Below are 24,597 nucleotides of genomic sequence, written 5' to 3'. Positions count from 1 at the left end.
GCCATGGCACGTTTCTTCATCGACCGCCCCATCTTCGCGTGGGTCCTCGCCATCATCGTGATGCTGGGCGGCGTCATGTCCATCGCCACGCTGCCGATCGCGCAGTACCCGAGCATCGCGCCGCCTGCCGTCGCGATCACGGCAAACTACCCCGGCGCTTCGGCCAAGACGCTGGAAGACACCGTCACCCAGGTCATCGAGCAGAAGATGAAGGGGCTGGACCGGCTGAGCTACATGGCCTCGACCAGCGAGTCCTCGGGCTCGGTCACCATCACGCTCACCTTCGAGAACGGCACCGACCCCGACACCGCGCAGGTGCAGGTGCAGAACAAGCTCTCGCTGGCCACGCCGCTGCTGCCGCAGGAAGTGCAGCAGCAAGGCGTCACCGTCACGAAGTCGGCCACCAACTTCCTGAACGTGCTGGCCTTCACCTCGGAAGACGGCAGCATGAACGGCTCCGACCTGTCGGACTACGTGGCCGCCAACGTGCAGGACGCCATCAGCCGCGTCGAGGGCGTGGGCGACACCACCCTCTTCGGTTCGCAGTACGCCATGCGCGTATGGCTCGACCCGAACAAGCTCGCCAACTTCAGCCTCACGCCGCTGGACGTGAAGAGCGCGATCCAGGCGCAGAACGCGCAGGTGTCGGCCGGCCAGCTCGGCGGCATGCCGGCCGCGGGCAGCCAGCAGCTCAACGCGACCATCACCTCGCAGACGCGCCTGAAGACCGCGCAGGAGTTCGAGGACATCCTGCTGCGCACGCAGACCAACGGCGCGCAGGTGCGTCTGCGCGACGTGGCGCGCATCGAGCTGGGCAGCGAGTCGTACAACACGGTCGGCCGCTACAACGGCAAGCCGGCCGCCGGCCTGGCCATCAAGCTGGCGGCTGGCGCGAACGCGCTCGACACGGTCAAGGCGGTCGACGCCCGCGTCGCAGAGCTCGAGAAGTTCTTTCCGCAGGGCATGAAGGTGCAGAAGCCCTACGACACCACGCCGTTCGTGCGCATCTCGATCGAGGAAGTCGTCAAGACGCTGGTCGAGGCGATCGTGCTCGTGTTCCTGGTGATGTATCTCTTCCTGCAGAACTTCCGCGCCACGCTGATCCCGACCATCGCGGTGCCCGTGGTGCTGCTCGGCACCTTCGGCGTGCTCGCGGCCTTCGGCTTCACCATCAATACGCTCACCATGTTCGCGATGGTGCTGGCCATCGGCCTGCTGGTGGACGATGCCATCGTGGTGGTGGAGAACGTCGAGCGCGTGATGACCGAGGAAGGCCTCTCGCCGAAGGAGGCCACGCGCAAGTCGATGGGCCAGATCACCGGCGCGCTGGTCGGCGTGGCCCTGGTGCTGGCGGCGGTGTTCGTGCCGATGGCCTTCTTCGGCGGCTCCACGGGCGTGATCTACCGGCAGTTCTCGATCACCATCGTCTCGGCGATGACGCTGTCGGTGCTGGTGGCGCTGGTGCTCACGCCGGCGCTGTGCGCCACGCTGCTCAAGCCGGTGCCCAAGGGCCATGCGATGGCGAGCACCGGCTTCTTCGGCTGGTTCAACCGCAGCTTCGACCGCGGCAACGGCCGCTACCAGGGCATCGTGCGGCACATGATGGGCAAGGGTTGGCGCTACATGGTGCTGTACGCGGTCCTGCTGGCGGCGGTGGTGTTCGGCTTCATGAAGCTGCCGGTGGGTTTTCTGCCGGACGAGGACCAGGGCACGATGTTCGGGCTGGTGCAGTTGCCGCCGGGCGCGACCAATGCACGCACGGAAGAAGTGATCCGCCAGGTGGAGCAGCACTTCCTGGTCGACCAGAAGGATGCGGTCTCCGGCATCTTCACGGTGGCGGGCTTCAGTTTTGCGGGCAGCGGGCAGAACACCGGTTTCGCCTTCATCAAGCTCAAGCCCTGGGACGAGCGCAAGGGCGAAGCGTTGAGCGTGACGGGCGTGGCAGCGAAGGCCGGCGCTTTCTTCAACACCATCCGCGACGCCAAGGTGTTTGCCTTCGCACCACCGGCCGTGGCAGAGCTCGGCAACGCGACCGGCTTCGACCTGATGCTGCAGGACCGCGCCAACCTCGGGCACGAAGCCCTGATGCAGGCGCGCAACCAGCTGCTCGCCACGCTCGGCAACGACAAGCGCCTGGTGGCCGTGCGTCCCAACGGGATGGAGGACACGCCCGAGTTCAGGCTCGAGATCGATCCGCACAAGGCGCAGGCCCTGGGCCTTTCGATGGCCGACATCAACGACACCTTCTCGGCCGCCTGGGGCAGCAGCTACGTCAACGACTTCATCGACAAGGGCCGCGTGAAGAAGGTGATGCTGCAGGCCGATGCGCAGTACCGCATGCTGCCCGAGGACATCGACCGCTGGTACGTGCGCAACAGCGCCGGAACCATGGTGCCTTTCACTTCATTCGCCAAGGCGGGTTGGAGCTCGGGTTCGCCGCGCCTGGAGCGCTACAACGGGGTTCCCTCCATCGAGATCCTGGGCATGGCCATGCCGGGCAGCGCTTCCAGCGGCGAGGCGCTGGCCATCGTCGAGGAGGCGGTGGCCAAGCTGCCCGCGGGCATCGGCTACGAATGGACCGGCCTGTCGCGCCAGGAGAAGGCCTCGAGCGGCCAGACCGGCCTCTTGTACGCGCTGTCGATCCTGATCGTGTTCCTCTGCCTGGCGGCGCTCTACGAGAGCTGGGCCATTCCGTTCTCGGTGATCATGGTGGTGCCGCTCGGCGTGCTGGGCGCGCTGGTCGGTGCGATCCTCACGTGGAAGATGAACGACGTGTACTTTCAGGTGGGCCTGCTCACCACGATCGGCCTCGCATCGAAGAACGCCATCCTGATTGTCGAGTTCGCGAAGGACCTGCACGCACAGGGCAAGGGACTGGTCGAGTCGGCGCTGGAAGCCGCGCGGCTTCGCCTGCGCCCCATCCTCATGACCTCGCTGGCCTTCATCCTCGGCGTGCTGCCGCTGGTATTGGGAAGCGGCGCCGGGGCCGGCGCGCAGCATGCGCTGGGCACGGCCGTGATCGGCGGCATGCTGTCGGGCACTGTCCTCGCGATCTTCTTCGTGCCTCTTTTCTTCGTGCTGGTGCGCGGCCTGTTCAAGGGCAAGGACCAAGGCGATTTCGCCGAGCCGGCCTCACATTCACACCCGGCTGCGGCCGCATCCTGAGGTCTTCGCCATGAAACTCCTTCGCTTCACCCCGCTTGCGCTCGCCGCCCTGATGGCCGGCTGCAGCCTGATGCCCGCCTACCAGCAGCCCGTGGCACCGGTGCCCGGTCGGTTCGCCGGCGACGCGGGCGCCGACCCGGCGCCCGCCACGCCAATCGCTGAGCTCGGCTGGCGCGATGTCTTCACCGATCCCTCGCTGCAGCGCGTGATCGAGATGAGCCTGGCCAACAACCGCGACCTGCGCGTCGCGGTGCTGAACATCGAGAAGGCCCGGGCCCAGTACCGGGTGCAGGATGCGGCGCTCTTCCCCACCGTGAACGCCAGCGCCGGCGGCAGCGGCAGCCGCACCCCGGCCGACCTGTCGTCTACGGGCGAGGCGCTCACGGCGCGCCAGTACAGCGCATCGCTCGGATTCAGTTCGTACGAGATCGACCTGTTCGGCCGCGTGCGCAGCCTGAGCGCACAGGCGCTGCAGCAGTTCCTCTCCACGGCCGAGGCGCGCCGCAGCACGCAGATCAGCCTGGTGGCCGAGGTGGCGACCAGCTACCTCACGCTGGCCGCCGACCAGGACCGGCTGAAGCTCGCGCGCGACACGCTCCAGAGCCAGGGCGATTCGTACCGCCTCAACCAGCGCAGCTTCGAGCTGGGCGCAGCCTCGGCGCTCACGCTCCGCCAGGCGCAGACCAGCGTCGACGCCGCGCGCGTGGACGTCGAGCGCTACACCGCGCAGGTGGCGCAGGACCGCAATGCGTTGGCGCTGCTCGTCGGCGCGGAGGTGCCGGACGCACTGCTGCCACAGGCCCTGTCCGACGCGGCGGCGTTGGCCGCAAGCCCGCTGGCCACCATTCCGCCGGGCCTGCCCTCGGAGCTGCTGCAGCGCCGCCCCGACATCCTGCAGGCCGAGCGCGACCTCAAGGCGGCCAATGCCTACATCGGCGCCGCGCGTGCGGCCTTCTATCCTCGCATCAGCCTCACCGCATCGGCCGGCACGTCGAGCAGCGAGCTCTCGGGCCTGTTCAAGGGCGGCTCGGGCAGCTGGAGCTTCGCGCCGCAGGTCACGCTGCCGATCTTCGACGGCGGCGCCAACCGCGCCAACCTCAAGATCGCCACGGTAAGCCGCGACATCTCGGTGGCGCAGTACGAGAAAGCGATCCAGACCGCATTCCGCGAAGTCTCGGATGCTCTCGCGCAGCGCGGTACGCTCGGGCGCCAGCTCGACGCGCAGGAGTCGCTGGTGAATGCAACGGCGGACAGCTACCGTTTGTCGCAGGCGCGCTTCCAGCGCGGCGTGGACAGCTACCTGAGCGTGCTCGATTCGCAGCGCTCGCTCTACACCGCCCAGCAGAACCTCATCGGCACCCGGCTGTCGCGCCTGACCAACCTGGTGACGTTCTACAAGACGTTGGGGGGCGGATGGAACGAGGCCACGGGCACTCCCGTGGCTGCGAAGTCGCCGGATACGACTTCCTGAAGAGAGAAGATGCCTGCAAATTTCCCTTCGGGGCTTCGGCGCAGGCCTCTCATGAAGCGGTGCAAGCCGGACCCGCACACCGGCGACGAGCCGGCGCGCGATCCAGTCCCGTTGCCGCGGACCGGAATGGACAGCGTCCTTCCGCTTCTGGCGGCATGATGCCAGCCGTGTGACCGCACCACTGGCTGGCGCGGCAGCGGCGTGTCGCTCCCGCACCGGTTCGTTCGTCACCGACGCGTTCAGGCTGCCGGCCGCCCACGGCGACGAGTCTGCGGCAGCGCCATGCGAACCAGCAGGTCCGCGGGCGTGTCGAGGCGCCAGACGGTGTCGCCCTGTTCGCTGCCGAGCAGGCCATAGCCCCAGCCGGCCCAGGCCGCACGGCATCCGGCAGCACAAGCCGCCTGGCGAGCACTGGCCGAGCCCCCGATCATCAACATGTGCTCCGGACGAGTTCCGAGCACCGTTGCAGCCTGCTCGATCAAGAGCGGCGATGGCATGCGAAGCGCCGCCGTGTCGGCACCGCGCACCGTGGTGAAATAGCCGAGCAGCCCGGCTTCCTCCAGCACCGCCCGGGCGAGCACGGTCGGCGTGTTGGTGATCACGGCCAGCGGCACGTTCTTGCGCCCGAGTTGCTCCAGCAGCTCTTCGACACCTGCATAGATCGAGCATTCGGCAAATGGCAAGCCCAGCACCATCGCGTCGAAATTACGGCGCACGCGCGCCGACAGCCACGCTGTGTCGATGTCCTGCAAGTCGATCGCACGCAACGCGCGCTCGATGAGCACGTCAGGCCCGTTGCCGATCCAACCGCGCACGCGCTGCAGATCGAAGCAAGGCAGATCGGCTTCGTGCAGCGCCGTGTTGAGTGCCAGCGCAACGCCGCCGGCGCTGTCGACCAGCGTCCCATCCAGGTCGAAGGCGATCGCCTCGAACGTCATCGCGTCGGCCTCGCAAGCCACAATGGCGCGACGGCGCCCGCAGGTACTCTCCTTGCTCGCAAGGAAGAGCTGGAGTCATCGGCCATGGAAATTCTCGTCCTATTCATGATCAAGCGCGTCGATTTCCTGAGCTGGCAGCCCCGCGCGCGGTGCCGCCTTCATGCAATTCCTGGTCCATGTGGCCCAATCCCGATCCACGCGCAACTGGGCGCGAGCTCGGACGCATCCAAGAAACGTGCACTTGCCGGAACCCCAAATGAAACTGCCGACAGAAGTCGAAGGACGCCAGCAGCTGGCCGACGAAATCCACGCACGCCCGTTCGAGCCGCTTTCCACGCCGGGCGCCGCATTGGCCATTGCGACGCTGCGCGCGGGCCCGGACGACGATGCGCGTTGCATTGCGCATCTGGCGCGGCTGGACGGCGACGCCTCCGGAGCAGGCACCGCGACGCAGTGCCAGGTGCGTTGCGGCGCGCTGCGCGTGCGCTGGGAGCGCCACACGGAGTTCCACACCTTTACCGTGTTCGCCGATCTTGGCGAGCTCGCGATGGACGGGGCTTTTGACACCGGCTGGCTCGCTGCCTTGCCGCACGGTTGGCTGGCCACGCTGCCCGGCCGCATGATCTCTGCGACGCAGCTGGCCGTGCTCCCCTGCCCCGGCGATCCGCCCCATGCGCGCCTGGTGGCGCCGCTCTTCGGCAGCGATCTGCTGGTAGGCAACCGGGTCGCCGAAGGTGCGGCCACCGTGGTGTCGGACCTTCGCTCCAAAGCCGGGGTGACGCGCTTCCTGGTGTTCGACCACGCCATGAACCGGCGGCGCGCGGGCCGCACCGTCCAGCGGCTGATCGAAGTCGACACCTACCGCATGATGGCCCTGCTCAGCCTGCCGCTTGCCACCCGCCGCATGGGCCAGCTCGCGGCCGAAGAAACGCAGCTGGCCTCGCTGATGGCCCGCTTCCACGATGCGGCGGACCGCGACGAGGTCCTGCTGCACGAGCTCGTCACGCTGGCGGCCCAGGTCGAGCACGCGATGGCCGAGAACAGCGCGCGGTTCGCTGCCACCCGCGCCTACAGCGGCATCGTGAACCAGCGTCTGGTCGATCTGCGCGAGGCGGTGGTGCCGGGCCTGCAGCCGCTGTCCGAATTCATGGAGCGCCGGTTTCGTCCGGCCATGGACAGCTGCGCGGCCACGGCCGGGCGGCAGGCGCAATTGTCCGAGCGGATCGCGCGGGCCGCGCAGCTGCTGCAGACGCGCTCCGAGGTCGAGCGCGAACGCCAGAACCAGGCGCTGCTCAGCTCGCTCGACCGGCGCCAGGGCCTGCAGCTGCGGCTGCAGGAGACGGTCGAGGGCCTGTCGGTGATCGCCATGACCTACTACGGCGTCGGCCTCGCCAACTACCTGCTCAAGCCCTTGGCCAAGGCCATGGACTGGCCCGAAACCGCGGTGACGCTGGTGGCCGTGCCGGCGATCGCGCTGCTCGTGCTGCTCAACATGCGCCGGCTGCGCCGGCATCTGCACCAGTCGGCGGACAGCTAGGCCACACCGCATCTGTCCGGGCTGCCACCCGGACCGCGGACGCTGGTGGAAGCAGTGCTTGCACTTTGGCGGCCGGACTGGAAGCGCTGCGTCGGCATGCCGCCCGGACGCTGACTCGCGCTTGCCGTGTCGCTCGCATTTGCCCAATCAAATCAAGCAGTTGCCGCGCCCCCGCAGGGTATTCCCTTGGGGGCTTTCGCACTGGTCCGCAAGTTGCGATGAAGAGGGGGCAGCAGGCATCGCCTGGGGTCGCCGGCCCCTCGCAGGTCCGCTGTCCACGACATCGCCGCAAAGGCAAGGAGACAGCACACGATGGAAACGTTCTACGAAGTGATGCGCCGCCAGGGCATCTCGCGCCGCAGCCTGCTCAAGTACTGCTCGCTGACCGCCACATCCCTGGGGCTCGGGCCGGCCTTCGTGCCGCAGATCGCCCACGCGATGGAAACCAAGCCGCGCACGCCGGTGCTCTGGCTCCACGGCCTCGAATGCACCTGCTGCTCGGAGTCGTTCATCCGCTCGGCGCATCCGCTGGCCAAGGACGTGGTGCTGTCGATGATCTCGCTGGACTACGACGACACGCTGATGGCCGCCGCCGGACACCAGGCCGAGGCGATCCTCGAAGAGATCATGAAGAAGTACAAGGGCAACTACATCCTGGCCGTGGAGGGCAACCCGCCGCTCAACCAGGATGGAATGAGCTGCATCATCGGCGGCAAGCCCTTCATCGACCAGCTCAAGCATGTTGCCAAGGACGCGAAGGCGATCATCTCGTGGGGCTCGTGCGCCTCCTGGGGCTGCGTGCAGGCCGCCAAGCCGAACCCGACGCAGGCCACCCCCATCCACAAGGTGATCTTCGACAAGCCGATCATCAAGGTGCCGGGCTGTCCGCCCATCGCAGAGGTCATGACCGGCGTCATCACCTACATGCTGACCTTCGACCGGATTCCCGAGCTCGACCGCCAGGGCCGCCCGAAGATGTTCTACAGCCAGCGCATCCACGACAAGTGCTACCGCCGACCGCATTTTGACGCCGGGCAGTTCGTCGAGGCCTGGGACGACGAATCCGCGCGCAAGGGCTACTGCCTCTACAAGGTCGGCTGCAAGGGCCCGACCACCTACAACGCCTGCTCGACCGTGCAGTGGAACGAAGGCACCAGCTTTCCGATCAAGGCGGGCCACGGCTGCATCGGCTGCTCGGAGGACGGCTTCTGGGACAAGGGCTCGTTCTACAACCGCCTGACCGACATCCACCAGTTCGGTGTCGAGGCCAACGCGGACCAGGTCGGCGCGACCGCTGCCGGCGTGGTCGGAGCGGCCGCCGTCGCGCACGCCGCTGCATCCGCGATCAAGCGCGCCGCGCAGAAAAAGAACGACACCCAGGCACCGGCCGACACCGGGCGCTGACTCCCCCACGCTCCCACGGCAAGGAAAAAAACAAATGAGTGCATACGAGACACAAGGCTTCAGGATGGACGACACGGGCCGCCGCATCGTGGTAGACCCGGTGACGCGCATCGAGGGCCACATGCGCTGCGAAGTCAACGTCGACAGCAACAACGTGATCCGCAACGCCGTGTCCACCGGCACGATGTGGCGCGGCCTCGAAGTGATCCTCAAGGGCCGCGACCCGCGCGACGCATGGGCCTTTGTGGAGCGAATCTGCGGCGTTTGCACGGGCTGCCATGCGCTGGCCTCGGTGCGCGCGGTGGAGGATGCGCTCGGCATCACCATCCCGAAGAACGCCTACCTGATCCGCGAAATCATGGCCAAGACGCTGCAGGAGCATGACCATGCCGTGCACTTCTATCACCTGCATGCGCTCGACTGGGTCGACGTGGTGTCCGCGCTCAAGGCCGACCCGAAGAAGACGTCGGAGCTGCAGCAGACCGTGTCGCCTTCGCATCCGATGTCGTCGCCGGGCTACTTCCGCGACATCCAGAATCGGCTCAAGAAGTTCGTCGAGAGCGGGCAGCTCGGCCCCTTCATGAACGGCTACTGGGGCAACAAGGCCTACGTGCTGCCGCCGGAGGCCAACCTCATGGCGGTGACGCACTACCTCGAGGCACTCGACCTGCAGAAGGAGTGGGTCAAGGTCCACACCATCTTCGGCGGAAAGAACCCGCATCCGAACTACCTGGTGGGCGGCGTGCCCTGCGCCATCAACATCGACAAGGACGGCGCGGCGGGCGCACCGGTCAACATGGAGCGGCTGAACTTCATCGAGGCGCGCATCCGCGAAATGATCGAGTTCAACAACAACGTGTACATCCCCGACGTGCTCGCCATCGGCACCATCTACAAGCAAGCCGGATGGCTCTACGGCGGCGGCCTCTCGGCCACCAACGTGATGGACTACGGCACCTACGAAAAGGTGATGGGCGACCGCAAGACCCAGCAGCTGCCCGGCGGTGCGATCCTGGGCGGCAACTGGAACGAAATCCTGCCGGTCGATCCGCGCGACCCTGAGCAGGTGCAGGAGTTCGTCAACCACAGCTGGTACAAGTACGCCGACGAATCGAAGGGCCTGCATCCCTGGGACGGCGTGACCGAGCCCAACTACGAACTCGGCGCGAAGACCAAGGGCACGCGAACCAACATCGAGCGGCTGGACGAAAGCGCCAAGTACTCGTGGATCAAGTCCCCGCGCTGGCGCGGCCATGCCATGGAGGTGGGGCCGCTGTCACGCTACATCCTCGGCTACGCGCACGCGGCAAAAGGCAATCCGCACTGCCAGCGCGTGAAGGAGCAGGTTGACCTGTCCGCCGCGATCATCAACAAGGTGTTCCCGAAGGCGCTGGGCATGCCCGAGACCCAGTACACGGTGAAGCAGCTGCTGCCCACGACCATCGGCCGGACGCTCGCGCGCGCCCTCGAAGCGCAGTACTGCGCCGAGATGATGCTGGACGACTTCCAGGAACTGGTTGCCAACATCAAGGCCGGCGACACCAGCACCGCCAACGTCGAGAAGTGGGACCCGGCCACCTGGCCCAAGGAAGCCAAGGGCGTCGGCACGGTCGCCGCGCCGCGCGGCGCGCTCGGCCACTGGATCCGCATCAAGGATGGCCGCATCGAGAACTACCAGTGCGTGGTGCCGACGACCTGGAACGGCAGCCCGCGCGACACCAAGGGGCAGATCGGCGCGTTCGAGGCCAGCCTGATGAACACGCCCATGGCCGATCCGGAGCAGCCCGTCGAGATCCTGCGCACGCTGCATTCGTTCGACCCGTGCCTCGCGTGTTCGACGCACGTGATGAGCCCGGACGGCCAGGAACTCACCAGCGTCACGGTGCGATGAATCGACCCCAAAACAACGGAGACAAGCACATGCAGATCCAAACCACATCGACCGCTCGCGTTCGAACGTCGGTCGCCAAGGGCCTGGCCGCCGTGGCTGCGCTCGCGGTGGCCTCGTCGGCCCAGGCCCATCCGGGCCACGGCGCCGAAAGCTTCGCGGCCGGCCTCGCCCACCCCTTCGGCGGCCTCGACCACCTGCTTGCCATGGTGGCCGTAGGGATGTGGTCGGTGGTCGCTCTGCCCAAGGCGTGGCGCACCGCCGGCCCGGCGGTTTTCCTTGCGGCGCTGCTGCCCGGCGCCGCATTGGCCGCGGGCGGCATCGGCCTGCCGTGGGTCGAGGCCGGCATCGCGCTCAGCGTCACCGCCCTCGCTGCCTTGATGCTGAACGCCAGGCGCATCGCACCGGTCACCGGCTTCGCCCTCGTCGCGATGGCTGGTGTGCTCCACGGGCAAGCCCATGGCGCCGAGCTGGCCGGGGGCCACTCGTTCATGGCCTACGCGGCCGGCTTCATGGCCGCCTCGACGCTGCTGCACATCGTGGGCCTGTGTGCCGGCGCGTCGCTGCAGCGGCTGCCGGGCTGGGCCTGGCGCGCCGCCTCCGCGCTGATCGGCGGCAGCGGGCTTTTCATGCTCGCGGCGCGCGTCTGAGGCCGGTGCGCACCAACGCAGGAACACGCCATGAACACCACTTCATCCCCCCCGGTCCCGGCGCGCAGCGTCGACGACAGCAGCGTGGCGCACGGCCAGTCGATCAAATCGGTCTATGTGTACGAGGCACCGGTCAGGATCTGGCACTGGATCAATGCGCTCGCGATCACGGTGCTGGCGGTCACCGGCTATTTCATCGGCTCGCCGCTGCCGACCCAGCCCGGCGAGGCCAGCGCGAACTTCCTGATGGGCTACATCCGCTTCGCGCATTTTGCGGCCGGCTACGTGCTCGCGGTCGGCCTGCTCGGGCGCATCTACTGGGCCGTCGTTGGCAACCACCATGCGCGCGAGCTGTTCTGGGTACCGATCTTCCAGCGCATCTACTGGCAGGAGATCTGGGGCATGGCGAAGTGGTATGCATTCGTCAGTGCACGGCCGGGACGCTATGTGGGCCACAACCCGCTGGCGCGCTTCGCGATGTTCTTCGGGTTCCTGCTGCTGTGCATCTTCATGGTCGTCACCGGTTTCGCCCTTTATGCGGAAGGCGCCCAGCGCGGCTCATGGCAAGACCGGCTGTTCGGCTGGGTCATCCCGCTGTTCGGGCAGTCGCAGGACGTGCACACCTGGCACCACCTCGGCATGTGGGGGCTGATCGTCTTCGTGATCGTGCATGTGTATGCCGCCATCCGTGAAGACATCATGGGCCGCTCCAGCGTGGTCAGCACCATGATCTCCGGCCACCGCACGTTCAAGGACTGAGAACATGCCGCCGGATGAATCAATCTGCGTGCTCGGCATCGGCAACGTGCTGTGGGCCGACGAGGGCTTTGGCGTGCGCTGCGTCGAAGCACTGCAGCGGCGCTACGAGTTCGCGCCGCATGTGGGGCTGATCGATGGCGGCACGCAGGGGCTTTACCTGATCCAGCATGTGCAGCAGGCCACCCGGCTGCTGATCTTCGACGCGATCGACTACGGCCTGCCTGCCGGCACGCTCAAGCTGATCGAGGACGACGAGGTGCCGCGCTTCATGGGAGCCAAGAAGATGAGCCTGCACCAGACCGGCTTCCAGGAGGTCCTCATGCTGGCGCAGCTCACCGAGCGCTATCCGCAGCGCGTGCTGCTCGTCGGTTGCCAGCCGGAAGAACTCGACGACTACGGCGGCAGCCTGCGCCCGGCCGTGAAGCTTGCGATGGAGGACGCGCTCGCGCTTGGCATCGACGCACTGCGCCGCTGGGGCGCCATGCCGCGTCCGCGCAGGCACCCGCTGCCGGGGCCCGACGCCGTGACCTTCCAACAGCTCGACCTCGATCGCTACGAGGCCGGACGGCCCGCCGAGGACGCAGCCTGCCGGCATGGCGACGAACGCTTCCTGCCGGCGCCTGCCCGGCAGCCGGCCTGAGCCAATCATGTGCATCGGCATTCCCATGCAGATCCTCTCCATCGAGCCGGGTCATGCCATCTGCACCGGGCGGGGCGAGCAGCGCCGCGTCCGGACCTTGCTGGTGGCCGAGCCCGCCGTTGGCGACTGGGTGCTGGTCTTCCTCGACAGCGTCCGCGAGCGCATCGATGCGCGGCGCGCTGCCGAGATCGACGCCACGCTCGACCTGCTCGCGGCGGCGCAGGCCGGCGCCCCAGGAGGCACCGCGGCTGCGTTCGCGCTTCCCTCCGCCGCGAGCACGCAGGAACTTCTCGCGCTGTGCGGCCAGCCGCCGTTGCGCCTTGCCGACGAAACCACCGAAAGCCCTTCATGACACTCGAAACCACCGGCACCGAGACGCTCGTGCGCCTCCCGGTCCAGCAGCCCGAAACGCGCCGCGAGGGCTCCGCGCTCATCGCGCGCCTGGTCGATGACTTCGGCGCGACCTGGGTCGACGACCAGAGCATCGACGCCTGGTCCGCGCAAGGCGGCGACCGCGTGGTGCTGTTCGCGGGCGATCCGGTGCGCTTTCCCGAAGGCCAGGACGTGGCCGCCGTGCTGCCCGAACTGATGCGCAGCTTTCCGGGCCGCTTTGCGGTAGCCGTGGTGCCGCGCGACCTGGAGGACAAGGTCGCGCGCCGCTTCGGTTCGCAGCGCTGGCCCACGCTGCTGTTCCTGCGCGACGGCGGCTACGTCGGCACCGTGCCGGGCATGCACGACTGGGACGTGTTCCTGCAGCGGGTCGAAGCCGCCCTGGCGAGCCCGGTGGGCCGCGCGCCGACCATCGGCATTCCGGTGGTGAGCGCCACGGGCGCGGCCGGCGCCTGCCACTGAGGACCGCATGATGAAAGACTTCCCCATTCCCGTGCGCACCATCGGCCCCGGCTCGCAGCCCGAGGAAGAGGAGCTTGCCTACATGGCCATGCCGCAGGGCATGGAAACCTTCCGCGCGCCCGCGCTGCCGGAGCCCGAGGAGCTCGCGGCCCACCATCTGGCACGCGCGGCGCTGCGCGATGCGCTCGCGCAGCTGGTGATCGTCTGCCGTGAAGGCGGCAACCGCCGCATCGCGCTGGACGGTCTCGCGCCGGGCGATCTCGCCCTCATCAACCAGGTGCTCGGCGAAGGCGAAGTCAGCGCCCTGGTGCGGCACGAGGGCACGCCGCCGCGCGAGCTGCGGGTGCAGGAGTCCGTCTTCGCGGGCGTCTGGCGCGTCATCGGGTCGCTCGACGGCGTCGTCGCGAGCGACAGCATCGAACTTGGCGCCATCCCCGATGCACTGAAGGCCGTCGCGCGCGAGGACGTCGCGCCCGAGGTGCCGAGGTGGTCTGGCCCGCTGCCGCCCAACGTGCAGAACGCGCCCGCCCTGCTGGCCGAGATCGAGGACCATTGGCGCGCCTGGGTGCCGGGCTGCCCGGCGCAGGTCATCAACCTCACGCTGCTGCCGATGTCGGTGGAGGACATCGGCTTTCTCGACCACCACCTGGGCACCGGCCGCGTGCTCATCCTGTCGCGCGGCTATGGCAACTGCCGCATCTCGAACACCCGCATGCCGAACTGCTGGCGGGTCGTCTACTACAACTCGCAGGACGTGGTGATCCTGAACACGGTCGAGGTGGGCGACCTGCCGGAAGTCGCGCAGGCCGCGCGCGAAGACCTGGAGGATTCCCATGAGCGGCTGGCCGAGGTGCTCCAGTGGATCGAGAGCACGTGACCATCGCCGGCCCCGTGCGCTTCGAGGGCAGCTATCTTGGCGACCGCGCGAAGCTGGGTGCTTCGGCGCGGCTCGAATGCAAGATCTGCTGGTGGGTGTACGACCCGGCAGAGGGCGACGAGACCTGGCAGATCGCCCCCGGGACGGCTTTCACCGCGCTGCCGGCCTACTGGCGCTGCCCCCAATGCGACGGCGATGCCGACCAGTTCATGGTGCTCGACAACGTGGGCGGCCCATGACCCACACCCAAGCCCCCGGACACGACGAACTGACGCTGCGCACGCGCGCTTTCGAAGCATTGTTCGATGGCATCGCGCACGCCCGCATGGCCGGCCTGCCCTTCATGAACAATGCACTGCGCGTGGAGGCTGTCGACTTCAGGCTCGAACCCTCGCGCGGGCCCGATCCGGTGCAGGGCACTCCGGAATCCGCCCATGCGGCCGGCGTGCTGGTGACGCCCTGGTTCATGAACCTCGTGCGGTTCCCGCTCGTGCGCCGCGACATGCCGGCACGGGTCGGCACGATGCGCGTGCGCAAGGTCGGACACGAGCAATTCACCTTCACCGGCGCGCACGAAGACAGCTTCGGGTCGTTCGAGGCCTGCTCGCTGTTCTCGCCCGTGTTCGAGTTCGGCACGCAGGGCGATGCGATCGCCACCGCCTCGGCGCTGCTGGCGCAGCTGCGCCAGCCCGTCGTCGCCAGCGGGGAGCCCGTGGCCGCAGCGCCGGCGCGGCGCAGCTTCCTGCTCGGCCGCGGCGCCACGCAGAGGCAGGCCCCGTGACCACGCTCCAGACCCTTGCCGGCACGCTGCGGGTGCGGCCGGGCCTGCGCCGCCCGCACAACCTGGCGAGCGACCGCCGTGCGCTCGCCGGCCTGCTGCTGGCGGGCCGGTCCGCGGCCGAAGCGCCGCACCTGCTGGCCAACTTGTTCACCTTGTGCGGCCACGCCCATTTCCTGTGCGCCACGTTGGCGCTGGCAGCGGCCCAAGGACAGGAAGCCTTCGGATCGGCCGCGCAGCGGCGCGCACTGCGCCGGGAGACCGCGCGCGACCACGCGCTGCGCATCGGCCTGGACTGGCCGGTCGAGTTGCACGTGCCCGGGGCCATGCCCGCATGGGCCGACAGCAGCCGCACCTCGTTGCTGGGATGTCCGTGGCTGGCCGATGGCGCGCGATCGAAGGGTGACGCGGAAGGCATTGCCTGGCTCGCGGATCTGCTGGGCGCTTCGCCCGCCGACTGGCTGGCGCTGTGGGAACGCGAGCCCGCGGAATGGCTCGCGCAATGGAGCGAGCGCGGGCGCGGTTGGCTCCCTGCGCTGCTGCACGCCTCTGCGGCACTCGGGAGTCGCCCCTTGCAGCCAGCGGCACCGCTGCGCCCCCACGGCAGTCCGGCGGACCTGCGCGCGCTCGCCGACGGACTGGGCACCGCCTTCGATGCCGCCGCGCCCACCTGGCGCGGCCGATGCGCCGAGACCGGAACCTGGACCCGCCTGCACGACCTGCGTGCCGATCCGCCGGCGAGCGCATGGGAACGGCTGGGCGCCCGCATCGCCGACCTGGCGCGCCTTTCGCTGCCGGACGCAGCGGAACGCGGCGGCGCCGGGTGGCTCGCCGCGGGCGCGCTGCAGACCGGCATCGGCGAAGGGCTGGCTTGGGTCGAAACGGCGCGCGGGCTGCTGATCCATCGCGCACGGGTCGACGGGCGGCCCGCCGACCCGCGCGTGGCCGGCTACGACGTCGTGGCGCCGACCGACTGGAACTTTCATCCCCTCGGCGCCGTGGCGCATGCGCTCGAGCGCATGCCGGCCGAGGGCCGCGAAGCGGGGCCATTGCTGCGCATCCTGATGGCCGCGTACGATCCGTGCGTGCGCTTCGCGGTCGAGTCGCGCACAGCCACCGCGGAGTTGCCCCATGCATGAAGCCAGCCTGGCCGGCGGAATCCTGAAGCTCGTCGAAGACGCGGCACGCCGCGAGGGATTCCATCGCGTGACCGCCCTGCGGCTGGAGGCGGGACAGCTCTCCGGCGTGGAGACGCGCGCCCTGCGCTTCGCGCTCGAGGCCATCGCACCGCGAACCTGCCTGGAGGGCGCGTCGATCGACATCCTCGAGCCCCCCGGCACCGCGTGGTGCATGCCCTGCGGCGCCAGCGTCGAGATCACGCGGCGCGGCGACGCCTGCCCGCGCTGCCGCAGCCATCAGCTTCAGGCCACGGGCGGCACCGAGCTGCGCGTGCTCGAACTGCAAGTCGAAGATTCATAAGGAGACTCCACCATGTGTGTCGTTTGCGGATGCGCCGAGGCCGATCACGATCATCACGATCACGATCACGATCACGATCATGGCCATGATCACGGGCACGTTCATGCGCCCCGGGGCGACCTGCACTTCGGTGCCGGCGCCGCGCGCGTATCGGTGCCGGGCCTGAGCCAGGAGCGCACGATCCGGCTGGAAGCCGACATCCTGGGCGAGAACAATCGTGTCGCCGCGCGCAACCGCAGCCACTTCGCCGCGCACCGCGTGAATGCGCTCAACCTGCTGTCCAGCCCCGGATCGGGCAAGACGACCCTGCTGTGCGCCACCATCGATGCGCTGCGGGCGCGCCACCCCGCCCTGGCCATCTCGGTGATCGAAGGCGATCAGCAGACGAGCTTCGATGCCGAGCGCATCCGCGCCACCGGCGTGCCGGCCATCCAGGTGAACACCGGCAAGGGCTGCCATCTGGACGCCCCGATGATCGAGCAGGCCTTCGCGCAGTTGCACCACCATGCGCACGGACCGTCGCACGCGGACGAGCGCAGCCTGCTGTTCATCGAGAACGTCGGCAATCTCGTCTGTCCGGCCCTCTGGGACCTCGGCGAGGCCGCCAAGGTGGTGCTGCTTTCGGTGACCGAGGGCGAGGACAAGCCGCTCAAGTATCCGGACATGTTCGCGGCCGCCCAGCTGATGGTGCTCACCAAGACCGACCTGCTGCCGCACCTGCGCTTCGATGTCGCCCGCTGCATCGAAGGCGCGCGCCGCGTGAATCCGGCCATCGAGGTCATCCAGTTGTCGGCCACGAGCGGCGAAGGCATGGCCGCCTGGCTCGACTGGCTCGCCGATGCGGATGGCGACACGCGCCACCTCGCGCACTGAGGCCGATGAAACAGCCGCTTCCCGCCGTGCTGGCCAGCGGGGCCTGGCTCAAGAACACCGCATGCCTGCTCGACCATGGGCAGGTGCGCTGGTCTGCATTGCATGGGGACCTGCAGGACCCCGCGGCCTGCCGCCAGCTGGAGGCTTCGCTGCGCGCACTCGCAGGCGGGGCGCGGGCGCCGGTGGCGGCCGTGGCGCATGACCTGCATCCCGACTTCTACAGCACGCGCATCGCCATTGCCCTGGCGGAGGAATGGGGCGTGCCGGCCATCGCGGTGCAGCACCACCATGCGCACATCGCGGCGGTGATGGCCGAACACGGCCTGGATGAACCCGTGATCGGCCTGGCGCTCGACGGTGTCGGGCTCGGCACCGACGGCACCGCCTGGGGCGGCGAACTGCTGCGGGTCAGCGGCGACGGCTGGGAGCGCCTGGGAAGCCTGTGGCCGCTGGCGCTGCCCGGCGGCGATGCCGCGGCACGCGAGCCCTGGCGCATGGCCGCGTCGGCCCTGCACGCGCTCGGTGCCGGCGACCGGATTGCCGCGCGCTTTTCGCCGGACGTCGGGTCTGGCCTGGCGGCCGGCGTGCAGCGCATGCTCGCGACCGGATTGAATTGCCCGACCACAAGCAGCGCCGGCCGCTGGTTCGATGCGGCGGCCGGTGCGCTGGGCCTCTGCATTCGGCAGGCCCACGAGGCCGAGGCCGCGGTGGCCCTCGAAGCGGCGGCCGCACGCTGGCTGGCCAGGCACGCCATCGTCGAGACGGCGATCTGGCCCGACACCCACGACCTGCGGCATCTCGATCTTCGCCCGCTGCTCGCGCAGCTGTTCGCCTGGCCCGAGCCGCAGCGCAACGGCGACGAGGCCGCCGCCTGGTTCCACATCCTGCTGGCCCAAGGCCTGGCGGGCTGGGCCGCCGCCGCGGCGCGCCAGACCGGCTGCCGCATCGTCTGCCTCGGCGGCGGCTGCTTTTTCAACGCGATCCTGCGCAGCCGCGTGACGCAGGCGCTCCAGGCGCATGGCCTTCGCGCCGTGTCGGCCGAGGCCATCGGTTGCGGCGACGCGGCCCTGGCGCTGGGCCAGGCCTGGGTCGCCGCCCATGGCCTGCGCAACGCACCCTCCCCCATTTCACGAGAAGCCATGCCATGTGCCTAGCCATTCCCACCCAACTGATCGAACTGCGCCCTGGTGCGCTGGGGCTGGTCGAACTCGGCGGCATCCGCAAGGAAATCTCGGTCGCACTGGTGCCTGACGCCGTGGTCGGCGACTATGTGATCGTGCACGTCGGCCACGCCATCGGGCGGATCGACCCCGAGGAGGCCCAGCGCACGCTGGCCATGTTCGGCACGCTGGCGCAGCTCGCCGCAACCCATGAGGCGGCCCTGCCATGAAGTACATCGACGAATTCCGCGACGGAGCCATCGCGAAGAAGATCCAGGCCCGTCTGCACGCGGAGGCGCAGCCCGGCCGGCTGTACAGCTTCATGGAGTTCTGCGGCGGCCACACGCACGCGATCTCGCGCTATGGCATCGGCGAGCTGCTGCCGCACAACGTGCGCATGATCCATGGTCCGGGATGCCCGGTGTGCGTGCTGCCGATCGGGCGCATCGACCTGGCGATCCAGCTCGCGCTCGAGCGCGGGGCCATCGTCTGCACCTACGGCGACACGATGCGCGTTCCGGCCTCCGGCGGGCTCTCGCTGGTGCGCGCGAAGGCCCGCGGCGGCGACATCCGCATGGTGTATTCCGGCGCCGATGCGCTCGAGATCGCGCGCCGCGAGCCCGGCCGCGAAGTGGTGTTCTTCGCCATCGGCTTCGAGACCACCACGCCGCCGACGGCGCTGACGATCCGCACCGCACAGCAGGAAGGATTGAAGAACTTCAGCGTGCTGTGCTGCCATGTGCTGACCCCTTCCGCGATCACGCACATTCTCGAATCGCCTGAGGTCCGCGAGTTCGGCACCGTGCCGATCGACGGCTTTGTCGGGCCGGCCCACGTCAGCATCGTGATCGGCTCGGCGCCTTACGAACATTTCGCCGAGGAATATCGCAAGCCGGTCGTGATTGCCGGCTTCGAGCCGCTCGACGTGATGCAGGCCGTGCTGATGTTGGTGCGCCAGGTCAACGAAGGCCGCGCAGAGGTCGAGAACGAATTCACCCGCGCGGTGAACCGCGACGGCAACCTGCATGCGCAGGCGCTGGTCTCGCAGGTGTTCGAACTGCGCAGCAGCTTCGAGTGGCGCGGCCTGGGCGAAGTGCCGTACAGCGCGCTGAAGATTCGCTCGGCGTTCGCGGAATTCGACGCCGAGCGCCGCTTCGGCCTGGGCTACCAGCCGGTGCCGGACAACAAGGCCTGCGAGTGCGGCGCGATCCTGCGCGGGGTCAAGAAGCCTACCGACTGCAAGATCTTCGGTACGGTCTGCACGCCGGAGAACCCGGTCGGCTCCTGCATGGTGTCGTCGGAGGGCGCATGCGCCGCGCACTACTCGTACGGGCGCTTCAAGGACATTGCGGTCAGGGTCGAGGTGGCCGCATGAAGAAGGACTACATCCGCCCGCTCGACATCCGCCACGGACGCGTCGACATGGGCCATGGGGCCGGCGGGCGGGCGGCGGCGCAGCTGATCGAGGAGCTGTTCCTTGCCGCGTTCGACAACGAGTACCTTCGCCAGGGCGACGACGGCGCGGCGCTGGCGATCCCGGTGGGTGCCAGGCTCGTGATGGCCACCGACGGCCACGTCGTCTCGCCCCTGTTCTTTGCCGGTGGCGACGTCGGCTCGCTCTCGGTGCACGGCACGATCAACGACGTTGCGATGTGCGGCGCGGTGCCGCTCTACCTTGCGGCGAGCTTCATCCTCGAGGAAGGCTTTCCGCTCGCCGACCTGAAACGCATCGTCGACTCGATGGCCGCGGCCTCGCGCGCGGCCGGCGTGCCGGTGGTCACCGGCGACACGAAGGTCGTCGAGAAGGGCAAGGGCGACGGCGTGTTCATCAGCACCACCGGCGTCGGCGTCGTCGCCGCCGGGGTCCACATTTCGGGCGCCAACGCGCGCCCGGGCGACGCGGTGCTGCTCTCGGGCACGATCGGCGAGCATGGCGTGGCGGTGCTGTCGAAACGGGAATCGCTGGATTTCGAAACCACCGTCGCCTCCGACAGTGTGGCGCTGCATGGGCTGGTGGCAGCGATGCTCGCGGCCTCGGACGGTGTGCGTGTGCTGCGCGATCCGACGCGCGGCGGCCTCGCGACCACGCTGAACGAGATCGCGCGCCAGTCGAACGTGGGCATGCTGCTCGAGGAGGCGGCCATTCCGGTGCTGCCGCAGGTCGAGGCGGCGTGCGAGCTGCTCGGCCTCGATCCGCTCTATGTCGCCAACGAAGGCAAGCTGGTCGCGATCTGCGCGCCCGACGCCGCGGAAGCGGTATTGGCGGCCATGCGCGCGCATCCGCTCGGCGCGAATGCCGTGCGCATCGGCAGCGTCACCGAGGACCCCCACCGCTTCGTGCAGATGGAGACCAGCTTCGGCGGCCGGCGCGTCGTCGATTGGCTGAGCGGCGAGCAGTTGCCGCGCATCTGCTGAAAGGCCGCCTTGGCGCGGACCGAGATGGACGACCAGGCCTCCAAACGCATCTTCGCCAAGACAGAAGCCGGCCGTGCGGCACTGGCCGAACGTTCTTCGGCCGGGCGGGCGCGAACGGCGCTGATCCTCGTCAACGGCCAGGACAGCGTGCAGGCGCTGCGCGCGACGCTCGGGCCGGACGCCGACGTCCTGATCCAGGAGCTGCACCGGCGCGGCCTGGTCGCGCTCCGGCGGCCGGCGATCCAGGCCCCGGCGCCCCGGCCGGTACAGGCGCCGCCCGTCCCGCCGTTGGACGAGTCCGATCGGCTCGAGCCACTGAAGCGCGAGGCGATCGCCCGGCTGGGGCCGCACTTCGGACCCGATGCGCCGATCATCGCGGCAGCCCTCGTGGCCGCCACCCAAACTGCGGCCTACAACGCCGCGCTCGGCACGATCGAGGCGCGGCTGGCGCTGTACCTGGGCAAGGCCGGCGCCGCGCAGGTGCTGGCCGGACTGCGGGGCTGAGATGACGCCCGCCCCGCTGCGCATCCTGCTGCTGTGTCACAGCTTCAACAGTCTGAGCCAGCGCCTGTTCTGCGAGCTGCGCGCGCGGGGCCACGAGGTCTCGGTCGAGCTCGACATCGCCGACCGCGTCACCGAAGAGGCGGTCGAGCTGTTCCGCCCCGCCCTGGTGATCGCACCGTTCCTGAAGCGGCTGATCCAGCCTTCTGTGTGGCAGCGTCAGCCGTGCCTCATCGTGCACCCCGGGCCGGTCGGTGACCGCGGCCCTGCGGCGCTCGACTGGGCCGTGCGCGAAAGCGAGCCCGCCTGGGGCGTGACCGTGCTGCAGGCCAACGAGGCCTTCGATGCGGGCCCGGTGTGGGCGCACGCCGGCTTCGCGATGCGGGCGGCCGCCAAAGGCAGCCTGTACCGGCGGGAAGTGACGGAGGCGGCCGTCGATGCGGTGCTGCGTGCCGTGGCGAACTTCGAGGCCGGCGGCCCCGACGGCGAGAGCCCGGCCCGGCCCGCGGCTTCCACCTGGCGCGGCCCGCTGCCCCAAGCCGAGCGCTGCATCGACTGGTCGAAGGACAAGACGGCCACCGTGCTCGCGAAGATCCGCAGCGCCGACGGCCATCCCGGCGTGCAGGACGAGCTCTTCGGCCAGCCATGCCGCGTGTTCGACGCGCACGCCGCCACGCCGGATGCACCCGACGCCTCGCCACCCGGCGCGCTGATCGGCCGCCGCGACGGGGCCGTGCTGCGCCGCACGGTCGACGGCGCGGTCTGGATCGGCCACGCCAGCCTTGCCGGCCCCTGCGGCGGCAAGGCCTTCAAGCTGCCATGCGATCTTGCCTTCGGCGCGGCCTTCGAGGCGCTCCCCGCGATGAACGTGCCGCTGGAGCGCGCGAGCGGCGAGTGGGGGGAGATCCGCTACCAGGAGTTCGGCGCCCCGGGCGCCCGCGTCGGCTGCCTGTCGTTCGAGTTCTACAACGGCGCGATGTCGACGGCGCAATGCCGACGCCTTCTGGCCGCGTGGCGCGAGGCCACGGCCCGCGACACGCGCGTGCTGCTCATCGCCGGCGGCGCCGACTTCTTCAGCAACGGCATCCACCTGAACTGCATCGAGGCGGCCTCGTACCGCGAGGACGACAGCGCCGCCGACGAGTCGATGCGCAACATCGAGGCGATGGACGACCTGGCCGAGGCGGTCATCCACACCACCGACCGGCTGACCATCGCACTGCTGCGCGGCAATGCCGGCGCCGGCGGGGCCTTTCTCGCGCTTGCCGCCGACGAGGTCTGGGCGCACCGCGGCGTGGTGCTGAACCCTCACTACAAGAACATGGGGAACCTGTACGGCTCGGAGTACTGGACCTACCTCCTGCCGCGCCGCCTCGGCGACGAGGGTGCGGCCGCGCTGATGGCGGGGCGCCTTCCGCTGGGCGCGCCGCAGGCCCTGTCGATCGGACTCATCGACCGGTGCATGGATGTGGCGGCAACGGCGTTCGAGGCGCTGGCAATCACCCATGCGACGGCGCTGGCCGCGGCGCACAATATCGAGCAAAGGATCGCCGCAAAGACGCGGCGGCGCAGCGCCGACGAGACCGCGCGCCCTCTCGCCGACTACCGCCTTCATGAGCTTTCACGCATGCATCGCAATTTCTACGGCTTCGACCCGAGCTTTCATGTCGCGCGGTATCACTTCGTCCACAAGCTGCCCATGGCATGGACGCCTCGTCACCTGGCCCGGCACCGCGACGGCATGAACGCCGCGAGCGCCCGATGATGCCGGCCGCGCCGGTACCGACTGTCCTCGTCGTCGACGACGAGGTGCGCTCGCAGGACGCGATCCGCCGCACGCTCGACGAGGAGTTCGCCGTGCTGACGGCCAGCGATGCGGACGAGGCCCGCCGCCAGCTCGAGCGCCAACCGGTCAGCGTGATCCTGTGCGACCAGCGCATGCCCGGCGAGACCGGCGTCACCTTCCTGAAGGAGGTGCGCGAGCGCTGGCCCGACACGGTGCGCATCGTGATCTCGGGCTACACCGACTCCGAGGACATCATCGCGGGCATCAACGACGCCGGCATCTACCAGTACCTGCTCAAGCCGTGGGTCCCCGACCACCTGCTGCGCACGGTGCGCGATGCGGCCGAAGCCCAGATGCTCCAGCGCGACATGAACCGGCTCGACCTCGAGCTGCGCACCAGCACGCCGGTGCTGCGGCGCCGAGCCGCCAACAAGCTGGAGCGGGCGCGCACTGCCTTCGATTTCGATCGCATCGAGCGCGCCGACGGCAGCCCGCTCGACGCGGTGTGCGAGCTGGCGGCGCGCGTCGCGCGCTACGACCTCAGCCTGCTGGTACTCGGAGAGTCGGGCTCCGGCAAGGAGCTTCTGGCACGCGCGGTGCATTACGCGAGCCCCCGCGCCAGCGGGCCCTTCGTGGTCGAGAACTGCGCCGCCATTCCCGACACGCTGCTCGAGTCGGAGCTTTTCGGCCACAAGCGCGGCGCGTTCACCGGTGCGTTCGAAGACCATGTCGGATTGTTCCAGCGCGCCAATGGCGGCACCGTCTTCCTCGACGAGATCGGCGAAACCTCGGCCGCGTTCCAGCTGCGCCTGCTGCGGGTGCTCCAGGAGGGCGAGGTGCGGCCCGTCGGCTCGCCGCGCACCGTGCCGGTCGATGTGCGCGTCATCGCGGCCACGCATCGCAACCTCGAGCAGCGGGTGCATGAGGGACATTTCCGCGAGGATCTGTTCTACCGCATCGCCTGCGTGACGCTCACGGTGCCGCCGCTGCGCGAGCGCGGCGGAGACATCGGGCCGATCGCGCGCCGGCTCGTGAACGAGGTGGGCGAGGCGCTCGGGCGGCCCGGCGCGGCGCTCTCGGACGAGGCGATGGCCTGCCTCATGACCTACCCCTGGCCCGGCAACATACGCGAGCTGCGCAACGAGATCTCGCGCGCGGTGGCGCTGAGCGCCGACGACCTGATCGACGGCACCGCCTTCTCCACGCGGGTCCTGCAGGGCCAGGCGGGACGCACCGCCACCGCGCAATCGCCGTCCCTGCCGGCCAGCGGCACGCTGGCCGAGCGGCTCGATGCGATCGAGGCCATGCTGCTGCGCGAGACGCTGCTGCGCAACCGATGGAACAAGACCCGCGTGGCCAAGGAGCTGGGGCTGTCCCGGGTCGGCCTGCGCGGCAAGATGGCCCGCTTCGGGCTGGAGGGCTGA

The 24,597-nt window shown here is 69.2% G+C and carries 24 protein-coding genes; 23 read left to right on the top strand and 1 reads right to left on the bottom strand.

Annotated features, from left to right (window positions below):
- The first annotated feature begins 3 nt into the window (after positions 1–3).
- Positions 4–3,165, top strand: a complete 3,162-nt coding sequence (locus tag AC1DSC_RS17450; RefSeq protein WP_307594726.1) for an efflux RND transporter permease subunit — start codon at positions 4–6, stop codon at positions 3,163–3,165.
- 10 nt (positions 3,166–3,175) lie between these two features.
- Positions 3,176–4,636, top strand: coding sequence for an AdeC/AdeK/OprM family multidrug efflux complex outer membrane factor (adeC, locus tag AC1DSC_RS17445; RefSeq protein WP_018904260.1), 1,461 nt, complete (start codon positions 3,176–3,178; stop codon positions 4,634–4,636).
- 239 nt (positions 4,637–4,875) lie between these two features.
- On the opposite strand, the gene AC1DSC_RS17440 is transcribed toward adeC, so the two are convergent.
- A complete protein-coding gene (locus AC1DSC_RS17440) occupies positions 4,876–5,574 on the bottom strand; it encodes an HAD family hydrolase (RefSeq protein ID WP_369664581.1) in 699 nt (232 codons plus the stop codon).
- Between the two features lie 256 nt (positions 5,575–5,830).
- On the opposite strand from AC1DSC_RS17440, the gene AC1DSC_RS17435 reads away from it, so the two are divergent.
- The 21 genes from AC1DSC_RS17435 to AC1DSC_RS17335 all read left to right on the top strand — a co-directional run bounded on the left by AC1DSC_RS17435 (position 5,831) and on the right by AC1DSC_RS17335 (position 24,597).
- Positions 5,831–7,111, top strand: a complete 1,281-nt coding sequence (locus tag AC1DSC_RS17435) for a DUF3422 family protein (protein ID WP_369664580.1) — start codon at positions 5,831–5,833, stop codon at positions 7,109–7,111.
- Between the two features lie 312 nt (positions 7,112–7,423).
- Positions 7,424–8,515, top strand: coding sequence for a hydrogenase small subunit (locus AC1DSC_RS17430; protein WP_062364605.1), 1,092 nt, complete (start codon positions 7,424–7,426; stop codon positions 8,513–8,515).
- A 34-nt stretch (positions 8,516–8,549) separates the two neighbouring features.
- The gene (locus AC1DSC_RS17425; protein WP_062364606.1) at positions 8,550–10,406 is read left to right on the top strand and encodes a nickel-dependent hydrogenase large subunit; all 1,857 of its coding nucleotides are present in this window, start codon (positions 8,550–8,552) and stop codon (positions 10,404–10,406) included.
- 29 nt (positions 10,407–10,435) lie between these two features.
- Positions 10,436–11,053, top strand: coding sequence for a HupE/UreJ family protein (locus AC1DSC_RS17420; RefSeq protein ID WP_062364608.1), 618 nt, complete (start codon positions 10,436–10,438; stop codon positions 11,051–11,053).
- A gap of 30 nt (positions 11,054–11,083) precedes the next feature.
- Entirely contained in the window at positions 11,084–11,812 is a 729-nt protein-coding gene (gene cybH / locus AC1DSC_RS17415; protein WP_307594731.1) for a Ni/Fe-hydrogenase, b-type cytochrome subunit, read from the top strand.
- Positions 11,813–11,816: 4 nt separating this feature from the next.
- Complete coding sequence (locus tag AC1DSC_RS17410; RefSeq protein ID WP_307594733.1) at positions 11,817–12,452, top strand: HyaD/HybD family hydrogenase maturation endopeptidase; 636 nt, start codon at positions 11,817–11,819, stop codon at positions 12,450–12,452.
- 7 nt (positions 12,453–12,459) lie between these two features.
- The gene (locus AC1DSC_RS17405) at positions 12,460–12,804 is read left to right on the top strand and encodes a HypC/HybG/HupF family hydrogenase formation chaperone (protein ID WP_062364615.1); all 345 of its coding nucleotides are present in this window, start codon (positions 12,460–12,462) and stop codon (positions 12,802–12,804) included.
- On the top strand, positions 12,801–13,304 hold the full coding sequence (locus tag AC1DSC_RS17400) for a thioredoxin domain-containing protein (RefSeq protein WP_369664579.1): 504 nt from the start codon (positions 12,801–12,803) through the stop codon (positions 13,302–13,304). The genes AC1DSC_RS17405 and AC1DSC_RS17400 overlap by 4 nt, the downstream gene beginning before the upstream one ends.
- 10 nt (positions 13,305–13,314) lie before the next feature.
- On the top strand, positions 13,315–14,181 hold the full coding sequence (locus AC1DSC_RS17395; RefSeq protein ID WP_369665087.1) for a hydrogenase expression/formation protein: 867 nt from the start codon (positions 13,315–13,317) through the stop codon (positions 14,179–14,181).
- Positions 14,178–14,420 carry a rubredoxin gene (locus AC1DSC_RS17390; protein WP_412512510.1) on the top strand — a complete coding sequence of 81 codons (243 nt, stop codon included), beginning with the start codon at positions 14,178–14,180 and terminating at the stop codon, positions 14,418–14,420. The genes AC1DSC_RS17395 and AC1DSC_RS17390 overlap by 4 nt, the downstream gene beginning before the upstream one ends.
- Entirely contained in the window at positions 14,417–14,962 is a 546-nt protein-coding gene (gene hybE / locus AC1DSC_RS17385) for a [NiFe]-hydrogenase assembly chaperone HybE (RefSeq protein ID WP_369664578.1), read from the top strand. The genes AC1DSC_RS17390 and hybE overlap by 4 nt, the downstream gene beginning before the upstream one ends.
- The gene (locus tag AC1DSC_RS17380; RefSeq protein ID WP_369664577.1) at positions 14,959–16,098 is read left to right on the top strand and encodes a hypothetical protein; all 1,140 of its coding nucleotides are present in this window, start codon (positions 14,959–14,961) and stop codon (positions 16,096–16,098) included. Before hybE ends, AC1DSC_RS17380 begins: the two co-directional genes overlap by 4 nt.
- Positions 16,091–16,438, top strand: a complete 348-nt coding sequence (hypA, locus tag AC1DSC_RS17375; RefSeq protein ID WP_307594740.1) for a hydrogenase maturation nickel metallochaperone HypA — start codon at positions 16,091–16,093, stop codon at positions 16,436–16,438. The genes AC1DSC_RS17380 and hypA overlap by 8 nt, the downstream gene beginning before the upstream one ends.
- 12 nt (positions 16,439–16,450) lie before the next feature.
- Entirely contained in the window at positions 16,451–17,311 is an 861-nt protein-coding gene (gene hypB / locus AC1DSC_RS17370) for a hydrogenase nickel incorporation protein HypB (RefSeq protein WP_369664576.1), read from the top strand.
- A gap of 5 nt (positions 17,312–17,316) precedes the next feature.
- Positions 17,317–18,465, top strand: coding sequence for a Kae1-like domain-containing protein (locus AC1DSC_RS17365; protein ID WP_369664575.1), 1,149 nt, complete (start codon positions 17,317–17,319; stop codon positions 18,463–18,465).
- On the top strand, positions 18,456–18,701 hold the full coding sequence (locus AC1DSC_RS17360; protein ID WP_062364629.1) for a HypC/HybG/HupF family hydrogenase formation chaperone: 246 nt from the start codon (positions 18,456–18,458) through the stop codon (positions 18,699–18,701). Before AC1DSC_RS17365 ends, AC1DSC_RS17360 begins: the two co-directional genes overlap by 10 nt.
- Positions 18,698–19,846: a hydrogenase formation protein HypD gene (gene hypD, locus AC1DSC_RS17355; protein WP_062364631.1), complete on the top strand. Its 1,149-nt coding sequence runs from the start codon at positions 18,698–18,700 to the stop codon at positions 19,844–19,846. The genes AC1DSC_RS17360 and hypD overlap by 4 nt, the downstream gene beginning before the upstream one ends.
- Entirely contained in the window at positions 19,843–20,886 is a 1,044-nt protein-coding gene (hypE, locus tag AC1DSC_RS17350) for a hydrogenase expression/formation protein HypE (RefSeq protein WP_081247539.1), read from the top strand. Before hypD ends, hypE begins: the two co-directional genes overlap by 4 nt.
- A gap of 24 nt (positions 20,887–20,910) precedes the next feature.
- Positions 20,911–21,390: a hypothetical protein gene (locus AC1DSC_RS17345; RefSeq protein WP_062364635.1), complete on the top strand. Its 480-nt coding sequence runs from the start codon at positions 20,911–20,913 to the stop codon at positions 21,388–21,390.
- A gap of 1 nt (position 21,391) precedes the next feature.
- Entirely contained in the window at positions 21,392–23,152 is a 1,761-nt protein-coding gene (locus AC1DSC_RS17340; protein WP_369664574.1) for an enoyl-CoA hydratase-related protein, read from the top strand.
- Complete coding sequence (locus AC1DSC_RS17335) at positions 23,149–24,597, top strand: sigma-54-dependent transcriptional regulator (protein ID WP_369664573.1); 1,449 nt, start codon at positions 23,149–23,151, stop codon at positions 24,595–24,597. The genes AC1DSC_RS17340 and AC1DSC_RS17335 overlap by 4 nt, the downstream gene beginning before the upstream one ends.

It is taken from the genome of Variovorax sp. 01N425, assembly GCF_056399465.1.
The sequence above is the reverse complement of the archived record's forward strand: the minus strand, read 5'-3'. Positions and strand labels throughout refer to the sequence as shown.

Coding starts and splice junctions, on each gene's coding strand:
- cybH (WP_307594731.1), top strand. CDS start 11,084: ATGAACACCACTTCATCCCCCCCGGTCCCGGCGCGCAGCGTCGACGAC.
- hypA (WP_307594740.1), top strand. CDS start 16,091: ATGCATGAAGCCAGCCTGGCCGGCGGAATCCTGAAGCTCGTCGAAGAC.
- adeC (WP_018904260.1), top strand. CDS start 3,176: ATGAAACTCCTTCGCTTCACCCCGCTTGCGCTCGCCGCCCTGATGGCC.
- AC1DSC_RS17345 (WP_062364635.1), top strand. CDS start 20,911: ATGGACGACCAGGCCTCCAAACGCATCTTCGCCAAGACAGAAGCCGGC.
- AC1DSC_RS17430 (WP_062364605.1), top strand. CDS start 7,424: ATGGAAACGTTCTACGAAGTGATGCGCCGCCAGGGCATCTCGCGCCGC.
- AC1DSC_RS17435 (WP_369664580.1), top strand. CDS start 5,831: ATGAAACTGCCGACAGAAGTCGAAGGACGCCAGCAGCTGGCCGACGAA.
- AC1DSC_RS17360 (WP_062364629.1), top strand. CDS start 18,456: ATGTGCCTAGCCATTCCCACCCAACTGATCGAACTGCGCCCTGGTGCG.
- AC1DSC_RS17400 (WP_369664579.1), top strand. CDS start 12,801: ATGACACTCGAAACCACCGGCACCGAGACGCTCGTGCGCCTCCCGGTC.
- AC1DSC_RS17410 (WP_307594733.1), top strand. CDS start 11,817: ATGCCGCCGGATGAATCAATCTGCGTGCTCGGCATCGGCAACGTGCTG.
- AC1DSC_RS17340 (WP_369664574.1), top strand. CDS start 21,392: ATGACGCCCGCCCCGCTGCGCATCCTGCTGCTGTGTCACAGCTTCAAC.
- AC1DSC_RS17335 (WP_369664573.1), top strand. CDS start 23,149: ATGATGCCGGCCGCGCCGGTACCGACTGTCCTCGTCGTCGACGACGAG.
- hypB (WP_369664576.1), top strand. CDS start 16,451: ATGTGTGTCGTTTGCGGATGCGCCGAGGCCGATCACGATCATCACGAT.
- AC1DSC_RS17420 (WP_062364608.1), top strand. CDS start 10,436: ATGCAGATCCAAACCACATCGACCGCTCGCGTTCGAACGTCGGTCGCC.
- hypD (WP_062364631.1), top strand. CDS start 18,698: ATGAAGTACATCGACGAATTCCGCGACGGAGCCATCGCGAAGAAGATC.
- hybE (WP_369664578.1), top strand. CDS start 14,417: ATGACCCACACCCAAGCCCCCGGACACGACGAACTGACGCTGCGCACG.
- hypE (WP_081247539.1), top strand. CDS start 19,843: ATGAAGAAGGACTACATCCGCCCGCTCGACATCCGCCACGGACGCGTC.
- AC1DSC_RS17395 (WP_369665087.1), top strand. CDS start 13,315: ATGAAAGACTTCCCCATTCCCGTGCGCACCATCGGCCCCGGCTCGCAG.
- AC1DSC_RS17365 (WP_369664575.1), top strand. CDS start 17,317: ATGAAACAGCCGCTTCCCGCCGTGCTGGCCAGCGGGGCCTGGCTCAAG.
- AC1DSC_RS17425 (WP_062364606.1), top strand. CDS start 8,550: ATGAGTGCATACGAGACACAAGGCTTCAGGATGGACGACACGGGCCGC.
- AC1DSC_RS17440 (WP_369664581.1), bottom strand. CDS start 5,574: ATGACGTTCGAGGCGATCGCCTTCGACCTGGATGGGACGCTGGTCGAC.
- AC1DSC_RS17450 (WP_307594726.1), top strand. CDS start 4: ATGGCACGTTTCTTCATCGACCGCCCCATCTTCGCGTGGGTCCTCGCC.
- AC1DSC_RS17405 (WP_062364615.1), top strand. CDS start 12,460: ATGTGCATCGGCATTCCCATGCAGATCCTCTCCATCGAGCCGGGTCAT.